15 protein-coding genes and 3 tRNA genes are annotated in these 18738 nt (G+C 45.6%); 11 read left to right on the plus strand and 7 right to left on the minus strand.

Features of this window, described 5'->3' with window-relative positions:
- The first annotated feature begins 119 nt into the window (after window positions 1–119).
- From JGK11_RS21515 to JGK11_RS21535, 5 genes are all read left to right on the plus strand, one after another.
- Window positions 120–791 (plus strand): hypothetical protein, encoded by a 672-nt coding sequence (locus tag JGK11_RS21515; RefSeq protein WP_293212800.1) that lies wholly within the window; start codon window positions 120–122, stop codon window positions 789–791.
- Window positions 792–793: 2 nt separating this feature from the next.
- Complete coding sequence (locus JGK11_RS21520; protein ID WP_293185457.1) at window positions 794–1468, plus strand: hypothetical protein; 675 nt, start codon at window positions 794–796, stop codon at window positions 1466–1468.
- A 439-nt stretch (window positions 1469–1907) separates the two neighbouring features.
- On the plus strand, window positions 1908–2759 hold the full coding sequence (locus JGK11_RS21525; protein ID WP_293212802.1) for an ABC transporter ATP-binding protein: 852 nt from the start codon (window positions 1908–1910) through the stop codon (window positions 2757–2759).
- Between the two features lie 94 nt (window positions 2760–2853).
- On the plus strand, window positions 2854–3369 hold the full coding sequence (scpB, locus tag JGK11_RS21530; RefSeq protein WP_293185455.1) for an SMC-Scp complex subunit ScpB: 516 nt from the start codon (window positions 2854–2856) through the stop codon (window positions 3367–3369).
- Between the two features lie 42 nt (window positions 3370–3411).
- The gene (locus tag JGK11_RS21535) at window positions 3412–3759 is read left to right on the plus strand and encodes a DUF760 domain-containing protein (RefSeq protein ID WP_293185454.1); all 348 of its coding nucleotides are present in this window, start codon (window positions 3412–3414) and stop codon (window positions 3757–3759) included.
- Between the two features lie 325 nt (window positions 3760–4084).
- Here the strand turns inward: JGK11_RS21535 and JGK11_RS21540 are convergent, their stop codons facing one another.
- Entirely contained in the window at window positions 4085–5302 is a 1218-nt protein-coding gene (locus tag JGK11_RS21540) for an HhoA/HhoB/HtrA family serine endopeptidase (protein ID WP_293185453.1), read from the minus strand.
- Between the two features lie 320 nt (window positions 5303–5622).
- Here JGK11_RS21540 and JGK11_RS21545 point away from each other — a divergent pair, with 320 nt between their 5' ends.
- Both JGK11_RS21545 and JGK11_RS21550 read left to right on the plus strand, forming a co-directional pair.
- Window positions 5623–6516 (plus strand): M23 family metallopeptidase, encoded by an 894-nt coding sequence (locus JGK11_RS21545; RefSeq protein ID WP_293212804.1) that lies wholly within the window; start codon window positions 5623–5625, stop codon window positions 6514–6516.
- Between the two features lie 234 nt (window positions 6517–6750).
- Window positions 6751–8187: a hypothetical protein gene (locus tag JGK11_RS21550; protein WP_293185451.1), complete on the plus strand. Its 1437-nt coding sequence runs from the start codon at window positions 6751–6753 to the stop codon at window positions 8185–8187.
- Between the two features lie 648 nt (window positions 8188–8835).
- Here JGK11_RS21550 and JGK11_RS21555 read toward each other — a convergent pair.
- From JGK11_RS21555 to JGK11_RS21575, 5 genes are all read right to left on the minus strand, one after another.
- Window positions 8836–8907: transfer RNA gene (locus JGK11_RS21555), tRNA-Thr, on the minus strand.
- 64 nt (window positions 8908–8971) lie between these two features.
- Window positions 8972–9056 (minus strand) — tRNA-Tyr (locus JGK11_RS21560).
- A gap of 348 nt (window positions 9057–9404) precedes the next feature.
- Window positions 9405–11225, minus strand: a complete 1821-nt coding sequence (locus tag JGK11_RS21565; protein WP_293212806.1) for an ABC transporter ATP-binding protein — start codon at window positions 11223–11225, stop codon at window positions 9405–9407.
- A 296-nt stretch (window positions 11226–11521) separates the two neighbouring features.
- Window positions 11522–11983, minus strand: coding sequence for a hypothetical protein (locus JGK11_RS21570; RefSeq protein WP_293185448.1), 462 nt, complete (start codon window positions 11981–11983; stop codon window positions 11522–11524).
- A gap of 161 nt (window positions 11984–12144) precedes the next feature.
- Complete coding sequence (locus JGK11_RS21575) at window positions 12145–12285, minus strand: hypothetical protein (protein ID WP_293185447.1); 141 nt, start codon at window positions 12283–12285, stop codon at window positions 12145–12147.
- A 220-nt stretch (window positions 12286–12505) separates the two neighbouring features.
- Here JGK11_RS21575 and JGK11_RS21580 point away from each other — a divergent pair.
- The 4 genes from JGK11_RS21580 (at window position 12506) to JGK11_RS21595 (ending at window position 16829) form a co-directional block, all read left to right on the plus strand.
- Window positions 12506–12577 (plus strand) — tRNA-Gly (locus tag JGK11_RS21580).
- Window positions 12578–13252: 675 nt separating this feature from the next.
- Complete coding sequence (locus tag JGK11_RS21585) at window positions 13253–13657, plus strand: hypothetical protein (protein WP_293186361.1); 405 nt, start codon at window positions 13253–13255, stop codon at window positions 13655–13657.
- A 4-nt stretch (window positions 13658–13661) separates the two neighbouring features.
- A complete protein-coding gene (locus tag JGK11_RS21590; protein ID WP_293212808.1) occupies window positions 13662–14927 on the plus strand; it encodes a glutamate-5-semialdehyde dehydrogenase in 1266 nt (421 codons plus the stop codon).
- A 789-nt stretch (window positions 14928–15716) separates the two neighbouring features.
- Window positions 15717–16829, plus strand: a complete 1113-nt coding sequence (locus tag JGK11_RS21595) for a fatty acid desaturase (protein WP_366035307.1) — start codon at window positions 15717–15719, stop codon at window positions 16827–16829.
- Window positions 16830–16962: 133 nt separating this feature from the next.
- Here the strand turns inward: JGK11_RS21595 and JGK11_RS21600 are convergent, their stop codons facing one another.
- A complete protein-coding gene (locus tag JGK11_RS21600) occupies window positions 16963–18666 on the minus strand; it encodes a lipoxygenase family protein (protein ID WP_293208005.1) in 1704 nt (567 codons plus the stop codon).
- Between the last annotated feature and the right edge of the window lie 72 nt (window positions 18667–18738).

Genomic DNA, 18738 nt, shown 5'->3' on the forward strand with positions numbered 1-18738 from the left:
TTTATTCCTGTAGTTTTAGGACTGTGGACTAAAATTACTAACGTAGATGTCTAACATTGACTACTTTTGGGTAGCTTTGTCCATGTTTTTACGAGCGGTAATCGCAACAGGGTAAAGTAATGAAAAAAAAACTTGTGTTCTTGGTGTGTTTGCTAATTAGTGCTGGATTGGGCGGTGCAGTTGTCGGAAAGTCGATCGCAATTCCAATTCGCTCTCTTCCCAATACTCTGTCTGCCGATATTCCAACTCCCGCAGCAGACTTGTCCGGCTTAGTCCTGACTTTACAAGACTTGCCCGCAGGTTTTACAGAAATGCCACCTGCGAGTCTCAAAAGAATGGGCACTGGTACGCCTGACTTTAAACCAGCAAGCGTGTTTGGCTATCAAAAGAGTGATGACCAGCAGTTTCAAATAGTCATGGGATTTACAACACAACTGCCCAACGCAATCGATCGATCTCAATTTGATGCAGGAGTCCGTGAAGAGAAAGTTGCACAAGAGTTCTCTAAAGGTTTAAACAGTAGCAACAAGGAATTTAATTTTGCTAATGCTACGCCTTTAAGTTTAGAAGATAAGATTGGCGATGTATCGAGTGGATGGAGAAGTCAAGGAAAAATACGAGGTTTACTCATCAATGTCGAACTCGTGCTGTTTCGGCGGGGAAAAATAGGAAGTTTTGTCGCAATTATCTATCTCGACGGCAAACAACCCACTATGACAAGTAGCTCGACCGCGCGGCAACTAGACAAGCGCATCATGGAACTGAAACCTGACTTAACTCAACCGCAATAAGAATGAAAAAAAAACTTGTGTTCTTGGTATGTTTGCTCATTAGTGCTGGATTGGCCAGTGCGCTTGGCAAAGAGTCGATCGCAATTCCAATTCGCTCTCTTCCCAATACTCTATCTGCGGATATTCCAACTCCCGCAGCGGACTTGCCCAACCTAGTCCTGACCTTACAAGACTTACCCGCAGGTTTTGTAGAGATGCCACTTCCGACCATGCAAAAACTGGTCAGCGGTCTCCAGACATTGAAACCAGCAAGTGTGTTTGGTTATAACAAAAACGACGATCAGCATTTTCAAATAATCCTAGGATTTACACAAAAACTGACCAACCAGATCGAGCGAGCTAAATTTGACGCAGATATGCGTGAAGATGTTTTTGCTAAAGAGTTCTCCAAAGGTTTAAACAGTAGTGGTAAGAATGAATATCAATTTACTAATCTTACTAATTTAACTTTAGAAGAAAAGATTGGGGAGGTATCGCGTGGGTGGACAAATCAAGGAAAAATACAAGGTGTGACGATGAATCTCGAAATCGCGGTATTTCGACGGGGAAAAATAGGAAGTTATCTGATGATTCTGTATGTTGATGGCAAGAAACCCGCTATAACAATGAGTTCAGTCGCGCGCCAACTTGACAAGCGGATCGTGGAACTGACCCCTGACTTAACTCAACCGCAATAAGCGGGTAATGCCAGCGTTCAACAGTTGACAGTTGACAGTTGACAGTTGACAGTTTGAGAGCGACCTCTACCTAGAAGTCCGAGGATTGGAGTAATGAATAGTCTGATTTTAATTTGAGGGTGAGACTCAGATTGGTTGCCCTAACAAGATTCTTCGTTAAAAATAGCATAAAAACCTAATTTTTATGCTATTTTTAACGATGAGTGTTACCAGAAAATTTAGTCGATCGCACTTGTTGCTGCATCCAGAGATGATATCATGTCTGTTGAATTGCCCGCCATCAAATTTTGTCGTTTGGTTGGGGCAGGTTGATAGATATTATTGTGGATGTGAATCTGAGATTGTTAGTAAACCCGCCACAAGTATTATGGTTGATTGACCAGGCAAAATCTGGCCCACAAGCAAGAGATCGATCGCAATAATTGATACAAAAATACCTATGACTGCCGCTGTTTCCCTGCAAAATGCCTGCAAAATCTACAACAAAATTCCTGTTGTCAATAACCTTTCGTTCACGATTGAAGCCGGAGAAATGTTCGGTCTCCTGGGCCCCAACGGTGCCGGAAAATCGACGACAATTCGGATGCTGACTACGCTGACTAAACCCAGCAGCGGTCAAATTCAGGTAGCTGGATATGACGTGATGCGTCAAAGCTTGCAAGTTAAACAGTCCATCGGCGTTGTGCTGCAACAAACTAGCGTTGATAATGAGCTTTCTGTATGGGAAAATATGGAGTTTCACGGGCGGATGCACCACATCCCCAACCCGAAACGGCAACAGTTGATTAAACAGTGGTTGGGATATGTAGAATTAGCAGAAAGACGGGATGATTTAGTCAAAACTTTGTCGGGTGGAATGAAGCGGAGGTTGCAAATTGCCCGATCGCTTTTGCATGAACCGGAAATCTTATTTTTGGACGAACCGACTGTAGGGTTAGACCCGCAAACGCGGCGCAGGTTGTGGGAAATTATTCTAGATTTGAACAAGCAGGGGATGACTATGCTGTTGACGACGCATTATATGGATGAGGTAGAGTATTTGTGCGATCGCATCGGGATTATGGACGGCGGTAAGTTGATTCAATTGGGAACGCTAGCGCAACTGCGGCAAGAACACGGTCAAGGGTTGGTGATGAAGCAAATAGGCGATCGCTGGGACTACAAGTTTTTCCCGACTTTGGAAGAAGCGAATTTTTATCTGGATGCGAAAGAGGATAAGACTGGTATGATGGTTCGTCCTTCTAATTTAGAGGATATATTTGTAGAACTGACTGGCAGACAGTTAGATTGATTAATGTCTAATTGCTTTTTTCCGGTTCTCCTAGATAACTCCATCCTTCTCAATTCAACACTCACCGTCTCTATTTCTAATTACAAATTCCCCAATGACTCGTTTAGCCACAACAATAGAAGCCATACTTTATTTAAAAGGTCAGCCGGTGTCGCTGGTAGAGATTGCCGAGATTGCTAAGTGCGATCGATCCGAAGCCGAAGACGCGATTATCGAGCTCATGTCTGACTCTTCCCACCGCGACAGTGCCCTAGAAGTCGTCGAAACTCCGACGGGATACAGCCTGCAACTCAGAGACGAGTTTGCGAGTTTAATGCAAACTTTAATACCCCCAGAATTAGGTGTTGGGGCTTTGCGGACGCTGGCGGCGATCGCCCTCAAAGGTGGCATCACGCAGCCAGATTTAGTGAATTTGCGGGGTTCGGGGGCTTACCAACAAGTACAGGAACTGGTAGAAATGGGTTTTGTGCGGAAACGAAAGCCAACGGATGGGCGATCGTACTGGCTACAAGTTACCGAAAAATTTCACCGGTATTTTCAAGTAGACCAATTGCCCAAACAATTACAACTTGACTTTCAGGCAAATTTGTACCCAAGCAATGAGGAGTAGTTTGAAGTAGAATGTAGCAAGCCAGAAATTAAGAATCGCCAAATGGTTTTTCACCCTGACTTTGACCAAAACAATGCCCAACAAACCGCAGTCAATCCACTTCTGAAGTACCTCCAGCACCAATCCCCGGAGGTTCTAGCCCGCATCGCCAAGTCCGCCAGCCCAGAAATCAGAGAAATTATCTCTCATAACGTTCAAGGACTTGTCGGCGTCCTGCCTTCAGAGAATTTTAACGTCGAAATTACCACAGACCGCGAAAACTTAGCAGGTTTGCTAGCTTCAGCGATGATGACAGGCTATTTTCTGAGACAAATGGAGCAGAGGATGTACCTAGAAGAAAATTTAGCAAGCACGAGTTCGATTCAACCAAACCCTACCAAAGAAAAGTAACAAAGAGCGGCGGCTTGGGGAAGCCAGAAAGATGAAACTTGTTGAGAAAATAAACATTCCTGGACGGACAGCGAATTAAGAAGCCGGGTTTTTAATCCTATATTCCTCGCGATACACGGAGGATTTTGGTGGCAAAACCCGGTTTCTGCGTCTAGGACTATCCAGCATCAGATTTATTTTTCAACTCCACCGCTTGAACTTAGGAATGAGAATTAAATAACTTACAATTTTTATGGTTCTTGTGGGATGGGCGTCCCGCCCGTCCTTTCTGGACGGGCGGGACGCCCATCCCACAAATATGTGTAAATTATTAAATTCGCGATCCTTAACCACCGGTGGGACTCCCCGATATGGGAAAAGCACCCGGACGTACTTTAATTTTCTGAACTTGACCGAAACGGTTAATTTCCACTTCGAGTTCTTTGCCCACAGCAGTGTTTTCCACCCGTTCTTGTACGTCCCCGGGAGTGTTGACGGCAATTCCGTCAATTTTTTGGATGACATCTCCAGCGCGCAAGTCGGCTTGTTTGGCAGGGGAATTTTCCACGACTCTCGTCACGGCTACGCCTCGATCGATCGTAATTTTATTATCGAGTTGTTTGTTGACTTCTGCCTTGGTGGCGGGAGTCAAGCTGAGCATTTGAATGCCGAGATAGGGATGTTCTGCTTTACCTTTGGCGAATAACTGATCTGACACTCGTTTGGCGGTTTCGATCGGAATTGCAAATCCCAAGCCTTGAGCGTCGGCGCGAATGGCGGTATTGATGCCAATTACTTCGCCTTGGTCGTTCAGTAGCGGGCCGCCTGAATTGCCGGGGTTGATGGCGGCGTCGGTTTGGATGAACCGGACTCGTTTGTCGGGGATGCCGACTTGGGAACTGGTTCTACCCGTGGCGCTAATAATGCCCACAGTCACGGTATTGTCGAGACCTAAAGGATTGCCGATCGCGATCGCCCACTGTCCGGGTACAATATTGTCCGATCGACCCAAAGTCACCTGCGGGAGTTCCTTGGCATTAATTTTCACAACAGCAACATCCGTCAGCGGATCGACGCCCTGCACTTTACCCTCAAACTCGCGGCCGTCTTTGAGCGTCACCTTCACAGTATCCGTCCCGGAGACAACGTGAGCATTAGTCACGATGCGGCCATCAGGAGTGAGAATAAACCCAGAACCCGTACCGCGCTTGACTCGTTCTTCCGGCTTGGGCAAATTGTCCCCAAAAAACCGGCGAAACAAAGGATTGTTGAAAGCTTCGGGGACTTGATTCGTTACCTTAGTCGAGGCGTCAATGCGTACGACAGCAGGGCCGATTTTTTCGGCTGCTTCAGCAATAAAATTGGGATTGCTGCGATCGACTGGGCGATTTTCCTGAACAGGAGGAGACACATAGGAGGGGATTTGCTGGCGCACCACGGGCAAAACTGATCCGGTTTCTGGATTGTTTGAGCCTTGTAGATAGCGATTCCCCAACCATCCGATGCCTCCCCCAACAGACAGCAAAGTGACATAAAGGGTCAACTGCTTAAAAGATAAACTCATATTTAACAACTCCCGCTGAATACCTCATCCCCGCAGACACGTTCGGCATTAAGCATTTTTGTCTTGGCGACGGGAAGGAAGCGGGGCGGGGCGTACCACTTCCTCAAGAACATAGCTGTTAGCAAGCAGGCACAACAGGGGCATCACGGGCAAAAATTGCCTGATTTGCCAAAAACGACAAAAACTAATAATTCTTCTCATCGTAACTTGGCTTAGCCTGGGATTTACAGTCTGGGGTACGGCTGGAGTTTTCAAATAAGCCTTTTCACTCGGCTAAAAAATTGTCAATTGTCCGAAATGAATACTTTTTTCTGTACGCAATGAGTTATAAACGCCTATTTTGGGTCATTTCTGCACTGATTTGCTCGATCGCCCCTGTTGAAAAAACGGCGGCAAATCTTCCTCCCGGCGCACCTTTAGAAACCCCCAACCCCGCCCGCGATTGCCTGGGGGCGGCTTTGGCTCGATCGCGCCGCCACATCGCTCTCCAGGGCGAAACGGTAGAAAGTATAGCGCGACAGTACAATGTGCCAACAGCGGCGCTGATTGGGATAAATCCGATGTTGCGGGGAGGTCGAGTTAGTGCCGGAAGTGCGATCGTTATTCCTCCCTACGATGGCAGGCTCGTAGAAGTACCTGCGGGCTGGAATTGGCAAAAATTGGCCCAAGTTTATCAAGTCCCCGCAGATTTGCTATTTGAGGCGAATGGGTGCAGGTCTTTGGGACAAACGGTGTTTGTACCAAAGGTGAATAGGTCGATCGTACCTTCGGTAAATCCCGATGCAACATCGTTGGTGCAAGGCTTCCCGCTCCCCGCCCCAGCGGTGGAAGGTTTGCGTTTCGGGCGGCAGTGGCATCCGGTACGTCGTGAGTTTTTTTTCCACAGCGGTGTAGATTTTTTGGCGGCGGAGGGTACGCAGGTTTTGGCGGCGGGCGGAGGGACTGTCGCCTTTGCCGGGCCGCAGGGAGATTACGGGAATTTAGTTGTCGTGAACCATCAAGCGGGGAAGCAAACGCGCTACGCTCATGTAAGAGATATTGCGGTGAAAGTCGGTCAAAAAGTGCGATCGCCAGAAGTTTTGGGAAGTGTGGGGATGACGGGAAAACGGGATATTCCGCAATCTCACTTGCATTTTGAAGTTCGGTACAATTCTGGTTCTGGTTGGGTGGCTGAAGATCCGTTGGTTTATTTGCAAGCTACTCTTAAAAAATAGAATTGGTGGTTGAACACGCAATTCAACCACATATATTTTTTTTATGAGATAATTTACTCCCAGCCCTTGGCGAGATTTGAATTGCACCCCCTCACTTAATTAATGAGTTTACGACATTCCAGCCCATATATCGCTCATCTCAGAAGACTTGTTTCCGCATCTGATTGAAAAACGAGTTCTTCGCTGTAAGCTGTAGACAACAAGCAGACTCAACGAGCGAAAAATGAGCGAAAAATGAGCGAAAAATCTAAATCAGTCACCGTTAGCACCTGGGGAGACTACCTAATTGGCTATGAGCGGGTTCTGGATTATCTGAAGGAGGCACAAAAAGAAAGCCCCAAAGTGGTAGCGTTGAAGAAAGATAGCAAAGCTAAGGGGTCTTACATCACCCTCCAATTCAAACTGGGTGACAAACCATTCAACAAGTCCTGTGGGTGCAATCTGACGATGCAGGGTGTCTCCGACGCTCTGAAGAAAGCGCATCTAGTCGCTACCGCGCTAGAATCACTTTCTAGCGAGACAGAGTTCTGGAGTTGGTACGACGATGTAATCTTAGGAAAGAACGTCGTCAGGAATGACCTAATAACGTTTGGTGAGGCGATCGCAAAAGTAGAAGCCGGATACTGGGACGGATACACTAAAAAGCGTCAGAAGCGAGACAAAGAAAATGCTTCGCATCTATCTATCTGGTATGACGCATACGGGCAATATTACAAGCTGCTACCGCAAGATACAATAGTAAACCTCACCGACGTAATGTCAGTTATTAACAGCAAGAAAACAGGTAGTAAAACTCGTCAGACCTGTTTGTCCGTGATGAAAAAACTTGCCGAAACTATTGGCGACTCTCGACTGCGTGAGGAGTTAAGCAATATTGACGGCAAGCAAACCATTTATCGTGATGACTTGCAAGCTGTATCAATTGAGGATTTCTTGCAACTACGCAACGACGTACTAAATATTCCCGCCAATGACAAGCGATACCATTTAGAATCTCGAAAAGCTTGGTTATGGGTGTTCTCAATGCAGATAGTGTACGGTCTGCGAGTGCATGAAGTGTTTGCCATTCAGAACGTAAACCAACCGTTTAAAACCAAAGATGGTGCTACTATCCCCGCATTGAGTGACCCTATAAACACAAAAATGATTGCCGTAGTAGGGGATAAAACTGCACTGAATACCACAACCAAAACAGGCTACCGCTTGACTATTCCGTTGTTACCCCCTACTCACGCTAACTTGATAGAGCAACTAGAAATCAAGTCAGCCAAACTGCCGGAACTCAACCTGGTTTCAACTAACCCTAATACAATAGTCGGAAAATACAACAAATCGGCTCGTGACCGCTTAGAAAGTTGGAGCAAGTTTACCCAGACTCACGCATTACGACACCTGAGTAATCTTAATGGAATGATGAGCGGGATAAGTCTTGAAACTCGCGCTATGAGCTTAGGTCATAGCCCAACAATGAATGACACAGTTTATAAAAGACGACAGACTACCCAGACCACTATTGACTTACTAACCAAGTCAGACAACCAAGCTATTCCACTAAACTCTGCTATCAAGGTGCTTAAACAACTAGGGGCTGACGCTAAAATGATTGCTTATACGGCTAGCATCTACAGCGTCAGCCCTGACAAAATCACCGAACTGTTAACCGACATCTAACCTCTACATCGGCTATTGGGCGCTATGAAATAAAAAACCCTAGGGGCAACCTACGAAGACGGGATTTGACACTCCCCAACCTAAAGGTGTGGGGATTCTTAATTCATCGACTGACCTTTAAGCGCCATGTCCTTGCGGCAGTTCTTAAACCTTTCAACCGTACAATAGTACAAATTGACGAGCCTAACTCACAGCAACCCCAGAGGGTCTATCTCCAAAAGCGTACTAGGATACAAGCCTAGAGTTTGGGTATGCCCTACCCTACTTAACAAATCAAGAAAGTTCTTTGTTTTTACTGGTAAAAAGGATGCGTTGACCCTTTAGCTGTTTTAAGAGTTTTCGCTGCTCTGCGTCCCCCGGTTTATACCTAAAAGTGTGTCTTAACTGTTTCACGATGGTAAAGGAGTTTAACCTTGACTATTATAGTATACTATACTTCTTTCTAGTTTACGCAATTTTTTAGGAATAGATCCTAGAAATTAAAGCTGTCCTAAAAGGACGGGGTTTTCAACCCAGTTTTCTGATAAATCTTAACATTAGGGGCAGTTATGCTTTTTTTTGTTAAACTGATAAACAAAATTATCGAAAAACGTTAATCGGGATTAGCTGATATTCTAAAAATGTCAAGGCATAAGTCTTAGAAAGCCAAGCCCGTAATGAGATTTGAACTCATGACTTCCTCCTTACCAAGGAGGTACTCTACCACTGAGTTATACGGGCGTAAAAAATTAAAAACTTCCCATTAAAAAATTTAATTGTTGATTTTTAACTTTTATGTGAATTGTGGTGGGCCGGGCTGGATTTGAACCAGCGTAGGCGTAGCCAGCGGATTTACAGTCCGCCCCCATTAACCGCTCGGGCACCGACCCATTTGTACCCACAGTTAAACATCCTAGCAGATTCTTCTTTTTTTGCAACATGACATTTAAAACTCTAATCATTCAAGACTGAACACATAAGTCATGTCGCGTCCGATCGATTACCATAACAAAAACAGTTCGCGCCTGTAAGTCCTCCGCCGGAAAGCGGACTGAAGTCCGCACTACGAACGGAAAGCTGACTGAAGTCCGCACTACGAACGGAAAGCTGACTGAAGTCCGCACTACGAACCTTACAAGAAACAGGTTACAAGGAATATTTTGCTAAAAAACAGGTTTCTGGCCACCTGTGTGTCTAGGATTCTTATAGCACCGGAAGTCTGGGTTCAGTGGGAATTCCTAATTTACTAATTCGCCAGTTTCTTGCAGGGAGTGCAGGCGGCGGTAAATGCCTTTTTGGTTCAAGAGTTCGTCGTGGCTGCCAACTTCGACGATTTTACCGCCGTCGAGTACGACGATCGCATCGGCTTCGCGAATTGTACTCAGGCGGTGGGCGATAATTATGGTGGTGCGCGTACCCAAGATGTTCTGCATGGCTAGCTGGATCGATCGCTCCGACTCATAATCCAAACTAGAAGTAGCTTCGTCAAAGATTAACACGTCCGGCTCCACCAACAGTGCCCTAGCAATGCCCAACCGCTGCCGCTGACCGCCAGATAACCGCATTCCCCGTTCCCCGACAACGGTATAGTAACCTTGGGGCAACAAGTTCACAAACTCATCAACTCTGGCGATGCGACAAGCTTCCTCAACTTGCGCGAAAGTTGCTTTCGGGTTGCCGTATGTCAAATTATCCAGCAAAGTGCCATTAAAAACGTCTACTTCTTGGTGGACAATGGCTAAACGCTTGCGGTAGCCAGTGACATTTAAACTGGAAATATCCTCGCCGTCGATCAGAATGCGGCCGGAGTTAGGCTCAAAATATCGAAACAGCAGTTTCACTAATGTTGATTTCCCGGAACCCGATCGCCCGACTAATGCTATGGTTTGACGGGGATGAATCAATAAATTGATATCCTGCAAAACTGGCTTTTCGCGATCGTACCCGAATGTCAGCCCGCAAAACTCAATTTTCCCGCTAAATCTATAAGACGAAGCAGATACAGCATTTTCAGTTGCTAAATTCACCGCATCAATACCGTCTGGTAACTGCATAAACTCGTGGAAGCGGATCATTGAAGAATAGCGGCGGGCAAATAATTCGGCGATAATACTAATCGGGCGCAGTTGCGAATAGGCCATACTTGCCAAGGTGTAAACCGTAACAAAATATCCCAGAGATATTTTACCTGCGACTGTTGCTGCTAGACTAAAACCGAGAACTGAAAACAGGCAAAGCTGGACGATTGCTTGTCGGTATGTCCCCAGGATGACGTATCCTTTGTGAATGCGTTGAATTACAACTTTCAACTCGCGATCGAGTCTGGTTGTTTGCTTTTTTAGTTCGTTTGTTTCAGTGGCAAAAGCTTTGACTGTTTTGATGTTTGTAATAATTTCTGAGTTGCGACTTTCGGTATCTTCGATGTATTCATCCAGAATTTCTTCGCGCCGAGTCAGCCCTTGGAGGCCTTTGAGGGTGAAACTGAGGATAAATACGAAGGAAATTGAAATTAATAAGCCGATGCGCCATTCAATTAACCAAATAACTGCAAAGATGCCGATTAAGCGGACGACTTCTGGGATGAATTCAGCGGCAATTTCTGGGTATGTCCAAGTATGGTTGGCGATGCCTTTGGCGATGCGACTGGAAATCCGACCGGCGTTGTTTTCGTCGTAGAATTCTAAGGGTAAGGTGAGCATTTTGCCGATCGCTCCTTTCATCCAATCCCGCCTTGCTCTCAAGGGTACTACCCAATGGAACCAATTTCCCATCCAAAGTTCTATGGGTGCTTTGACGACTGTTACCACAAAAATCAAGCCCAGCAAGACGGATAGCGATAATATCTTGCTGGGTGACTGCTGGGTCAGTGAGGCGATCGCTGCGATCGATTTTTGCGTTATTATGTCTGGAGGTTGACCCGACAATACATTTAAGAGTTGCCCAATCGCGTAGGGCACAGCTAAATCCGCGATCGCAAACAGGCTGGATGCACCGATGCTGAGAACTGAGATTTGACTGTAGCGGGTGTAGTATTTAAGGATGTCCCGAAAACTTGCCATAAATTTCTGTTGCGATACAACCCTTGCAAACACTTGAGTCTGATAACTGCGCGCGATGGCGCTTGAATTACAAGTATACTACAAAAGTAATTATTCGGGGAAATCGATCGGGAAAATCTGAAGCAGCTCAGCTCGTTTAGGAGTGCGATCGCAGATTTGGGATAAATATTATGGGGAAGGGGCGATCGAATGAAGCAGATCGATCGCCCGCGATGATATTTTAAGCGTTGATGCAGGAACAGAAAACCACGGACTAACGCAGATTAACGCAGATAGTTTCAAGAAGAGCGATCGAATTAATCCAATGCTGAACTTAGTTGGAGTGTCGCAGAAGTCCTTGTACTGGTACTTTTGGGCAGTAATTGATTGAGGGCGCCACACAAGTATTTTTTCACGGTATCCCTGCTTGCACCCACCCCACTCGGAATGGTAAAGATCATCTCTACATTTAACAGGTTGCCATCCTGTGAGGCAAATACATCGATCGGCAAAGCACGCTGAAATGCGGTTGCGGGATTTTCCGCTTTCATGGTACCCATACTTACATCAGTGCTAACAGTCTTGATGCCCTCGCGAGCTAAAATGGGTCGCAATTGGGAAAATGCTTTTTCTACCGTTAACCCTTCAACCTGAACGCGCGCAGAAAATGCAGCGCCATTGAAAAAGTCTCCCTTTTTTTGGAAGCTTTCCTCGCAGGTGGTAGCAAAAGCAGGGGTGGCTAAACACAGAAGAGCTACGGTTAAGACAGTCGATCGCATATTAACTAAGTTACGAGTTTGAAACCGTTATCAAGACCAGGATAAGCACCGTACAACTGTTTGGCAAGTGCTATCTGAGGGCAAAAAAATACAGAAGACAGAATTTGCTTAAATTCTGTCTTCTGACAAAAGCTTTCTAATTTTTAGGTTTGAGCAGTCTGTTAGCTGAAGGCGTAGGCTGATTGCAGCGCCCACCAGATTAAGACGGCGATGCCTCCAGCAATGACGATCGCTGAAATGGCGATCGCGATCGGGCTGTCAGCTCCCTTGAACTTCATGATTCCGCGATTTAAGTCTGACATGAGCAGTGTTCTCCCACAATTGCAGCTTGATTGTAGCTTTGCCCTCGGCGGATCGCGGTCAAAAGCACTGCAATTACTGATTTTTTTAACAATCTGCTTGCTGCAATTTCAGGCGGGGTGAGGCATTCGGGTGCGCCCCAGCGAGTTTATGAAAAAAACTTACAAAAAACACTTGACAAATTCCGAGCAGTGAGGCAATATTATTAATACCGCAGCAAATGCGGGTGTAGCTCAGTGGTAGAGCGTCACCTTGCCAAGGTGAATGTCGCGCGTTCGAATCGCGTCACCCGCTTTTAAAAATCAAGAAAACCAGGAAGACTAAGCCGGAAAGTATAGCGAGAAGATATCGCATATACTCCTAACGGTTGTTGAAAACACCTAAGTTAGTGGTAAAATTGATTGGATAACTGGCAAGTCACAATAGCCGATCGGGCGGGCGATCGGAACAGGCAGTTAAAAGCCTCGACTGGGGAGAATTGACCGGGAAGCGAGACTCAAGCTCCTGACTTTAGGTATGGGGAAATTCGATAGCGGTTTCAACCGTCTTGAAGATTTCTTTAGGTATTTTTTACAGAGTTAATCAAAAGTTGATGTTATCATCAAAAATATCGAGTAAGAATAACCACCTGCGTGTTGAAACATCCTGAGTTGGGAGCAATCCCTGCAACGGGCATATTCGGCCCATATCCGAAACAGCTCTCATTGCGAATAATGGCAGGATGTTGAGCCTACCGTACCTGTTGGCTAGTGATGGCAGGACGAAATAAAAAAAAACAAAAGTATACGGAATGTTTGAAGAAATTCAAACTGAGTTAGTAGCGGTGGCTTGATAACGCCGAAGACAAGCCCGACTTTGGACTATTCAAGAATCCCCGTCTATGACTCGGGTTCGGGAGTATCAAAAGTTTGATTAAATGGATATGTTAACGATTATTTTTGCAAAAACGCTTTTTTTATCCGATCGCTCGTGCCATCTCAAAAAGCTCCCAAAATTGACTTAAACGATGAGTACCCGTGCCCTTGCCGGCGCCGCGGCCGTCTCGTACCCATAACGCTGACAGAAGCCTTTGGCTGCAACCGCTGTCAGCAAATATTTGTATTGGAGGAAAACGGACACGTCATCGAGCAACTATCAACGAACTATCCTTACAAGCAGGCTTGGCGGTGGACGGGGCACCAGTGGCACAGGGCACATCCGGGTTTGAAGGCGCACTACTTGCCGCTGGCCCTGGGGATGATTTTGGTGCCGCTATTGATTTGGTTGCCCCTGGCGCTGCACTCTCCGGGCCCGAATATTATTCTGTGGGCAATGGTCGCTGTGCTGTTAGCAATGCTGCCGGCGCTAATGGTATGGCTGGCTTACAGGCGTTAGTTAAATGATAATAGAGGATTTTAGTCATTCATCAGAGGGGGCCAATGTCGCCCGCCGCGCTTATCAGGCTTCTTTGGAATTGGCGGCAACCAAAAGTACGGATCGCGCTGCCGCTTTGCAGGCAATGGCGATCGCACTCAAACGCCGACAAAATGACATTTTAGAAGCCAATACTCTGGATTTAGAAGCGAGTCGCGACATGGCGATTCCCGACTTGATTGTGGACTGGCTGAAGCTGACGCCGGAACGGATCAAGACAACTGTCCAAATTTTGCAACGCTTGGGGGAAATGCCAGATCCAATTGGCAGGGTGATCAATGCTTCTTATCAAGTCGATCGCTGTCAGGTGTACTGTCAATCGTTGCCGCTGGGGGCGATCGCGCTCATTTACGAGGCGTTTCCCGAGTTGGGGGCGATCGCGGCCGGTTTGTGTCTCAAAAGCGCTAACAGCTTGATTCTCAAAGGTGGCAGCGAAAGCTGGCAAACTAATGCTGTAATTGGAGAAGCTTTGGTTTCGGCGATCGATGAGGTCGGTTTGCCGTCAGGATGTTTGCAGGTATTGCCACCGGATCGGGGCGCTTCGATCCGCGATTTGGTCACTCAAGACCAATATCTCAATTTAATTATTCCCTACGGCAGGCCGAGTTTGGTACAGCAAGTGGTGAGGCTTTGTACAGCACCGGTGTTGCGATCGGCAATGGGCAATTGTTACCTTTATTGGTCGCCGACTGGTAGCTTGGAGATGGCAAGGTGGATGATTTTGGACAGCCATCAAAGTGTGCCCGATCCGGTAAACGCGATCGAGAAAGTATTGATCGATCGCAACCAAAAGCATTCTTCCTTAGTCAGGCTGTGGAACAGCTTAAAAGAAAAAGGCTTTCAAATTGCCGCAGATGCGGATCTTGTCGCAGATTTCCCAGACTTGAAGCTGGCGGAACCCTACGAGTGGACTCAACCGTATTTAAACAAAACCATCGCGTTTAAAGTTGTTGATAGTTTGGAAATTGCGATCGGCTGGATTAACCGCTACAGCAGCGGCCACGCTGACGCCATCGCCACTGAATCTTATTTAGAAAGCCGCCAATTTGCTCTGGATGTGAACAGCGCCTCAACTTTTATTAATGCCTCCCCTCGGTTTTGGCGCTATCAAAATCGGGGAGATGCAATTTTTCTGGGAATGTCCAACCAAAAAGGCTATCGTCGGGGATTGATAGGGCTAGATACGCTGACAACAATTAAAGAAATTGTTCAAGGTAACGGAGAATTTTAACTGAGTTATCTTTGGCAGTTTTCCTGTTGAATTTATACCAATTATAGCCGTTCTCAAAAAGATGAGGTATGAATGATATAGCCTTTCTCAAAAAGGTGAGGTATGACTGACAGGTTATATAACCACTGAAATTAAGAGGGCCTTCTTCCCAACAACGTCCGCGAATCTTTCGCTTGATCCGCTATAGCTTACATAACCGCTTAAACGTATAGGGCCTTCTTCCCAACAACGTACCCATCTTTCGCTTGATCCGCTATATACAAAATATTGCTACTACCGAAATTATAGCATCTCATCTTTATGCCAAGGGCACAGTATGGTTTCCAGCCGGAGTTATGCAAATGACAGATAATTTATCGACAATCAATAATAATTGATATCAATATTTTTTTAAATAGGTATTAATTTAAGTATATATAGCCCAATATGGTTTACTTAAGATTGTCCGAAGATAGGAACGTTAGCTTTTGCGATCTTTTATGAAAGCAATCTCCGTATCTATTTTTCAGAGGATTTTACCCCAGGGCGCTATATCAGTAAACCGTATTGGTATATAGCCTTTCTCATAAATATGAGGTACTCATGGGCATTGGCCGAAGCGAAGCGGAGATATTGGGCAGTTTTTTACACCAAATATGATTTTAAAATTGTCTATATCGCACATATAAACATCATCACAAAATGATTTAATGAAACCAATTTATCGGCAAATATGATATACTAATAAATGTCAAAAAAACAATCTGACTAACATTTTGGTGTGATTAGCAAACAATGAATTCAGAAAAAATGCTCATTTCTTTAGACGAGACTGTCGATCGCGAAACGCTAATTCACCAATCGGCTTATGTTAAAAAATTGCGTCCGCTGCTGCCACCAAATGCTTTTGAACCAGATCCTAGCAAATTAACAATCCTGTTAATCAATCTGGGAATTTTATTGCTGGGATGGGGAATTGCTGACTACCTCGATCGCTGGCCTGTCTACCTTTTAGGGCTTTACTTGCCTTTGGCTGCGATTATGGGCAATAGTATCATAGTTTTGCTATTTAGCTCCCACGATCTGATGCACGGCAGCGTTCAGAAAAAATCCCGGCTGACTTATTCGATCGCCTTTTTAGGCCTAAGTATGCTATTGATGCCACCTACTCAGTGGAAATCGCTGCACAACCTCGTACACCATAGTACCACCAATTCCTTAGCAGACCCCGATCGCAATTACCTGTTCCAGCAACCGGATACTTGGGGAAAATGGATTCAAAATCTATTTGTACCGTCGGTGGAAGTCAGTCCCCTGTGGTTCATTGTAGGCATGGCTGGATCGTGGTTGGTGCACAATTTCCGCAACGTGTCATCGGTATTGTTATTCAACGATAAATCTGTGGATTACGTGCCGGCTGCGTTTACCGTTAGTCCGAAAGATCGATTGACGATCGCCTTGGAATCTCTCGGAATCTTGGGAATCCATCTAGGGATCTTGTTTTACCTAGACTTTAACCCGATTAAAGTTGCTCTTGCCTACATTTTGCCGATCGCACTGGGTCACGCAGGCACAATGTTTTACATCTATACCAACCACATGGGTTGCCGGATGACCAACATTAATGACCCGCTGATCAATACTACTTCCCTGCGGGTTCCTAAAATATTTGACCTGCTGCACTTAAATTTCTCTTACCATACAGAACACCACATTTTCCCTAGCATTAACTCCAACTATTACCCGATGGTGCAAGAGTTGTTAAACGTTCACTATCCCAATCGAATGAATTTAATCGATGCTGGGGAAGCTTGGCGGTTGCTGATGGAAACGCCCCGGCATTATAAAGATGAAGTCACCTTCACTGATTCGTTGGGAAAAATGTCGGTAAATAGCAGTATTATCGAAGAATATAAGCGCTAATTTAACGATGTCAAAAATCCGTAGGTATGCAGTGCACACCTACGGATTTTAGATAGTTATATGATGTCGGAAAATTGAGCTTATAGTGAAAAATTACTGAATTTTAGCAGCGGTTTTTCACGCGAATTAGGTATTAGATACTGATGCTATTGATCACTAAAGAAGGTTTGAGAGCAATATATGGCACTAATCGCTTTTTATTGTTCAGATCTATCTTCTGTTCTGCCACATTCAAATCTTGCTGGAACTGTCTGACTAACTGTTGGATCGGAGTACCTTCAAAAACTTCGTCGAAGGTGGCACGATAGAGTTCTCGGAAAGATTTATCATAATAACCCAAACGATCGTATTTATAAGCTGACAGAGTAAACAAAATTTGCAGTTGTTCGGCAGTTTTTTTGTAGGGCGGAAGCAACTGTAAAATTTTCATTTCCGTAATTACTTCGGGAGTCTCTGACTTGTTAATCGCCGGAATATCGCGGTAGGCAGCCAAAGGCATATTGGCAGCAAAACTCATGTATTGATGCTGGGTATAATTCACAGCAGAATGCTGCGGCCCGCAGGTAAAAATCACTGTTGTGACAATATCAATCAATTGTTCAACATCCTCAATGCGCTGTGGCATTCCTTTGACTTTACCCCCTTTCTCCGATGATAATTCTTGGGCCCAGCGTTGCAGTTCGGTATCATCGGTAAGTTTCTGCTTTGTCGGGTAAAAGTATTTGAGATAGCCGGAGACAAAGGTTTTAATCGCGTTCCACAGCAGCAATCCATCATCTCGGTAAGGGTAGTGAGGTAGTTGAGTTGTGTTGTCCATTCCGCGATTTTTGAGTTCGGTTGGGAAGGCAAATTGATCCAGACTCCAGTTAGTGCAGGCTTCTCTACCTATCTCTATTGTCTCTGGCAAGGTTCCTGCCAGCAACTCATCGACGGGACCTCCAGGGGCGATCAACTGGTTGCGTGCGAGATTGTTGTTGGTCAACATGAAGCGAAAGTGGGGTTTGAGCAATAAGCTGAGGGGATGATTTTCAGCTAACTGTCGCGCTGTGACGATCGCAATTGGTTCCATAACTAGATGGGTTCGACCTAAATGCGAACTCATTTCGTGGTGATTGGCATCTGCTACTTGCACGCAGAGTTTGGCAAATAACCAATTGAGTGGCGGATCAGACGGCGTGTAGACACGGCTGCCCGGTTTGGGGTCTAGTTGGATCGCAATGGGTACCAGTTCACCGCGATCGCGCACTCCAGTCCACCGCCAAGCGAAGAAAGCACGAGGTTTCGGCAAGTATTTCCTGCCCTTTTCGTAGGTGCCTCCCTGAATTCGAGAAGGTGCGCGATAGTTTGGATCTGTACCTGTGTAGTCGGCAATGTAAATACTTTTTTCCCGTAACAGTCTGGACAGTTCCAATAATGGCTGCTTGCTGTCCAGTTTTGTGATGATTTCTGCCCGAGGATCGGTGGCACTTAAGAGACGAAGTACCATCGGATTTGCCCCAGACAACCGCTGTTCGGCAAAAGAGCGATCGGTTTGGTAAGCCTTGGCAACTTGAGGCAACCGCAGTACGGGAAAGAAGTCTTCATAATCTTGGAGTTCGTCGAGAGGATCTAGAAAAGATCTCGCCTTAACTGCCAACATATTTACAGCAAGTTCAGAGGTTGCTATTATGCGTTCTCCAATATAATCGCTTGAAAAATTCTCATTCGCTGGCACAGTTTTCAATAATGCCAAAGGTGATAAACTGTTATAGTCAAATTGGTAAGCTTGTTGCTCGCGACTTAAGAAATCGCTGCGCTTTTGTTTATTCGCATCGTCTTGGGGAAGGGAAGGTTTCATGATTTTCACCATTTATCAAATTTTACCCTTGTTTTTTAGTAACATATAGGTAAAAATTACCATAAAACGAGG

Source organism: Microcoleus sp. PH2017_34_RAT_O_A (assembly GCF_020737885.1).
Taxonomy (GTDB): domain Bacteria; phylum Cyanobacteriota; class Cyanobacteriia; order Cyanobacteriales; family Microcoleaceae; genus Microcoleus.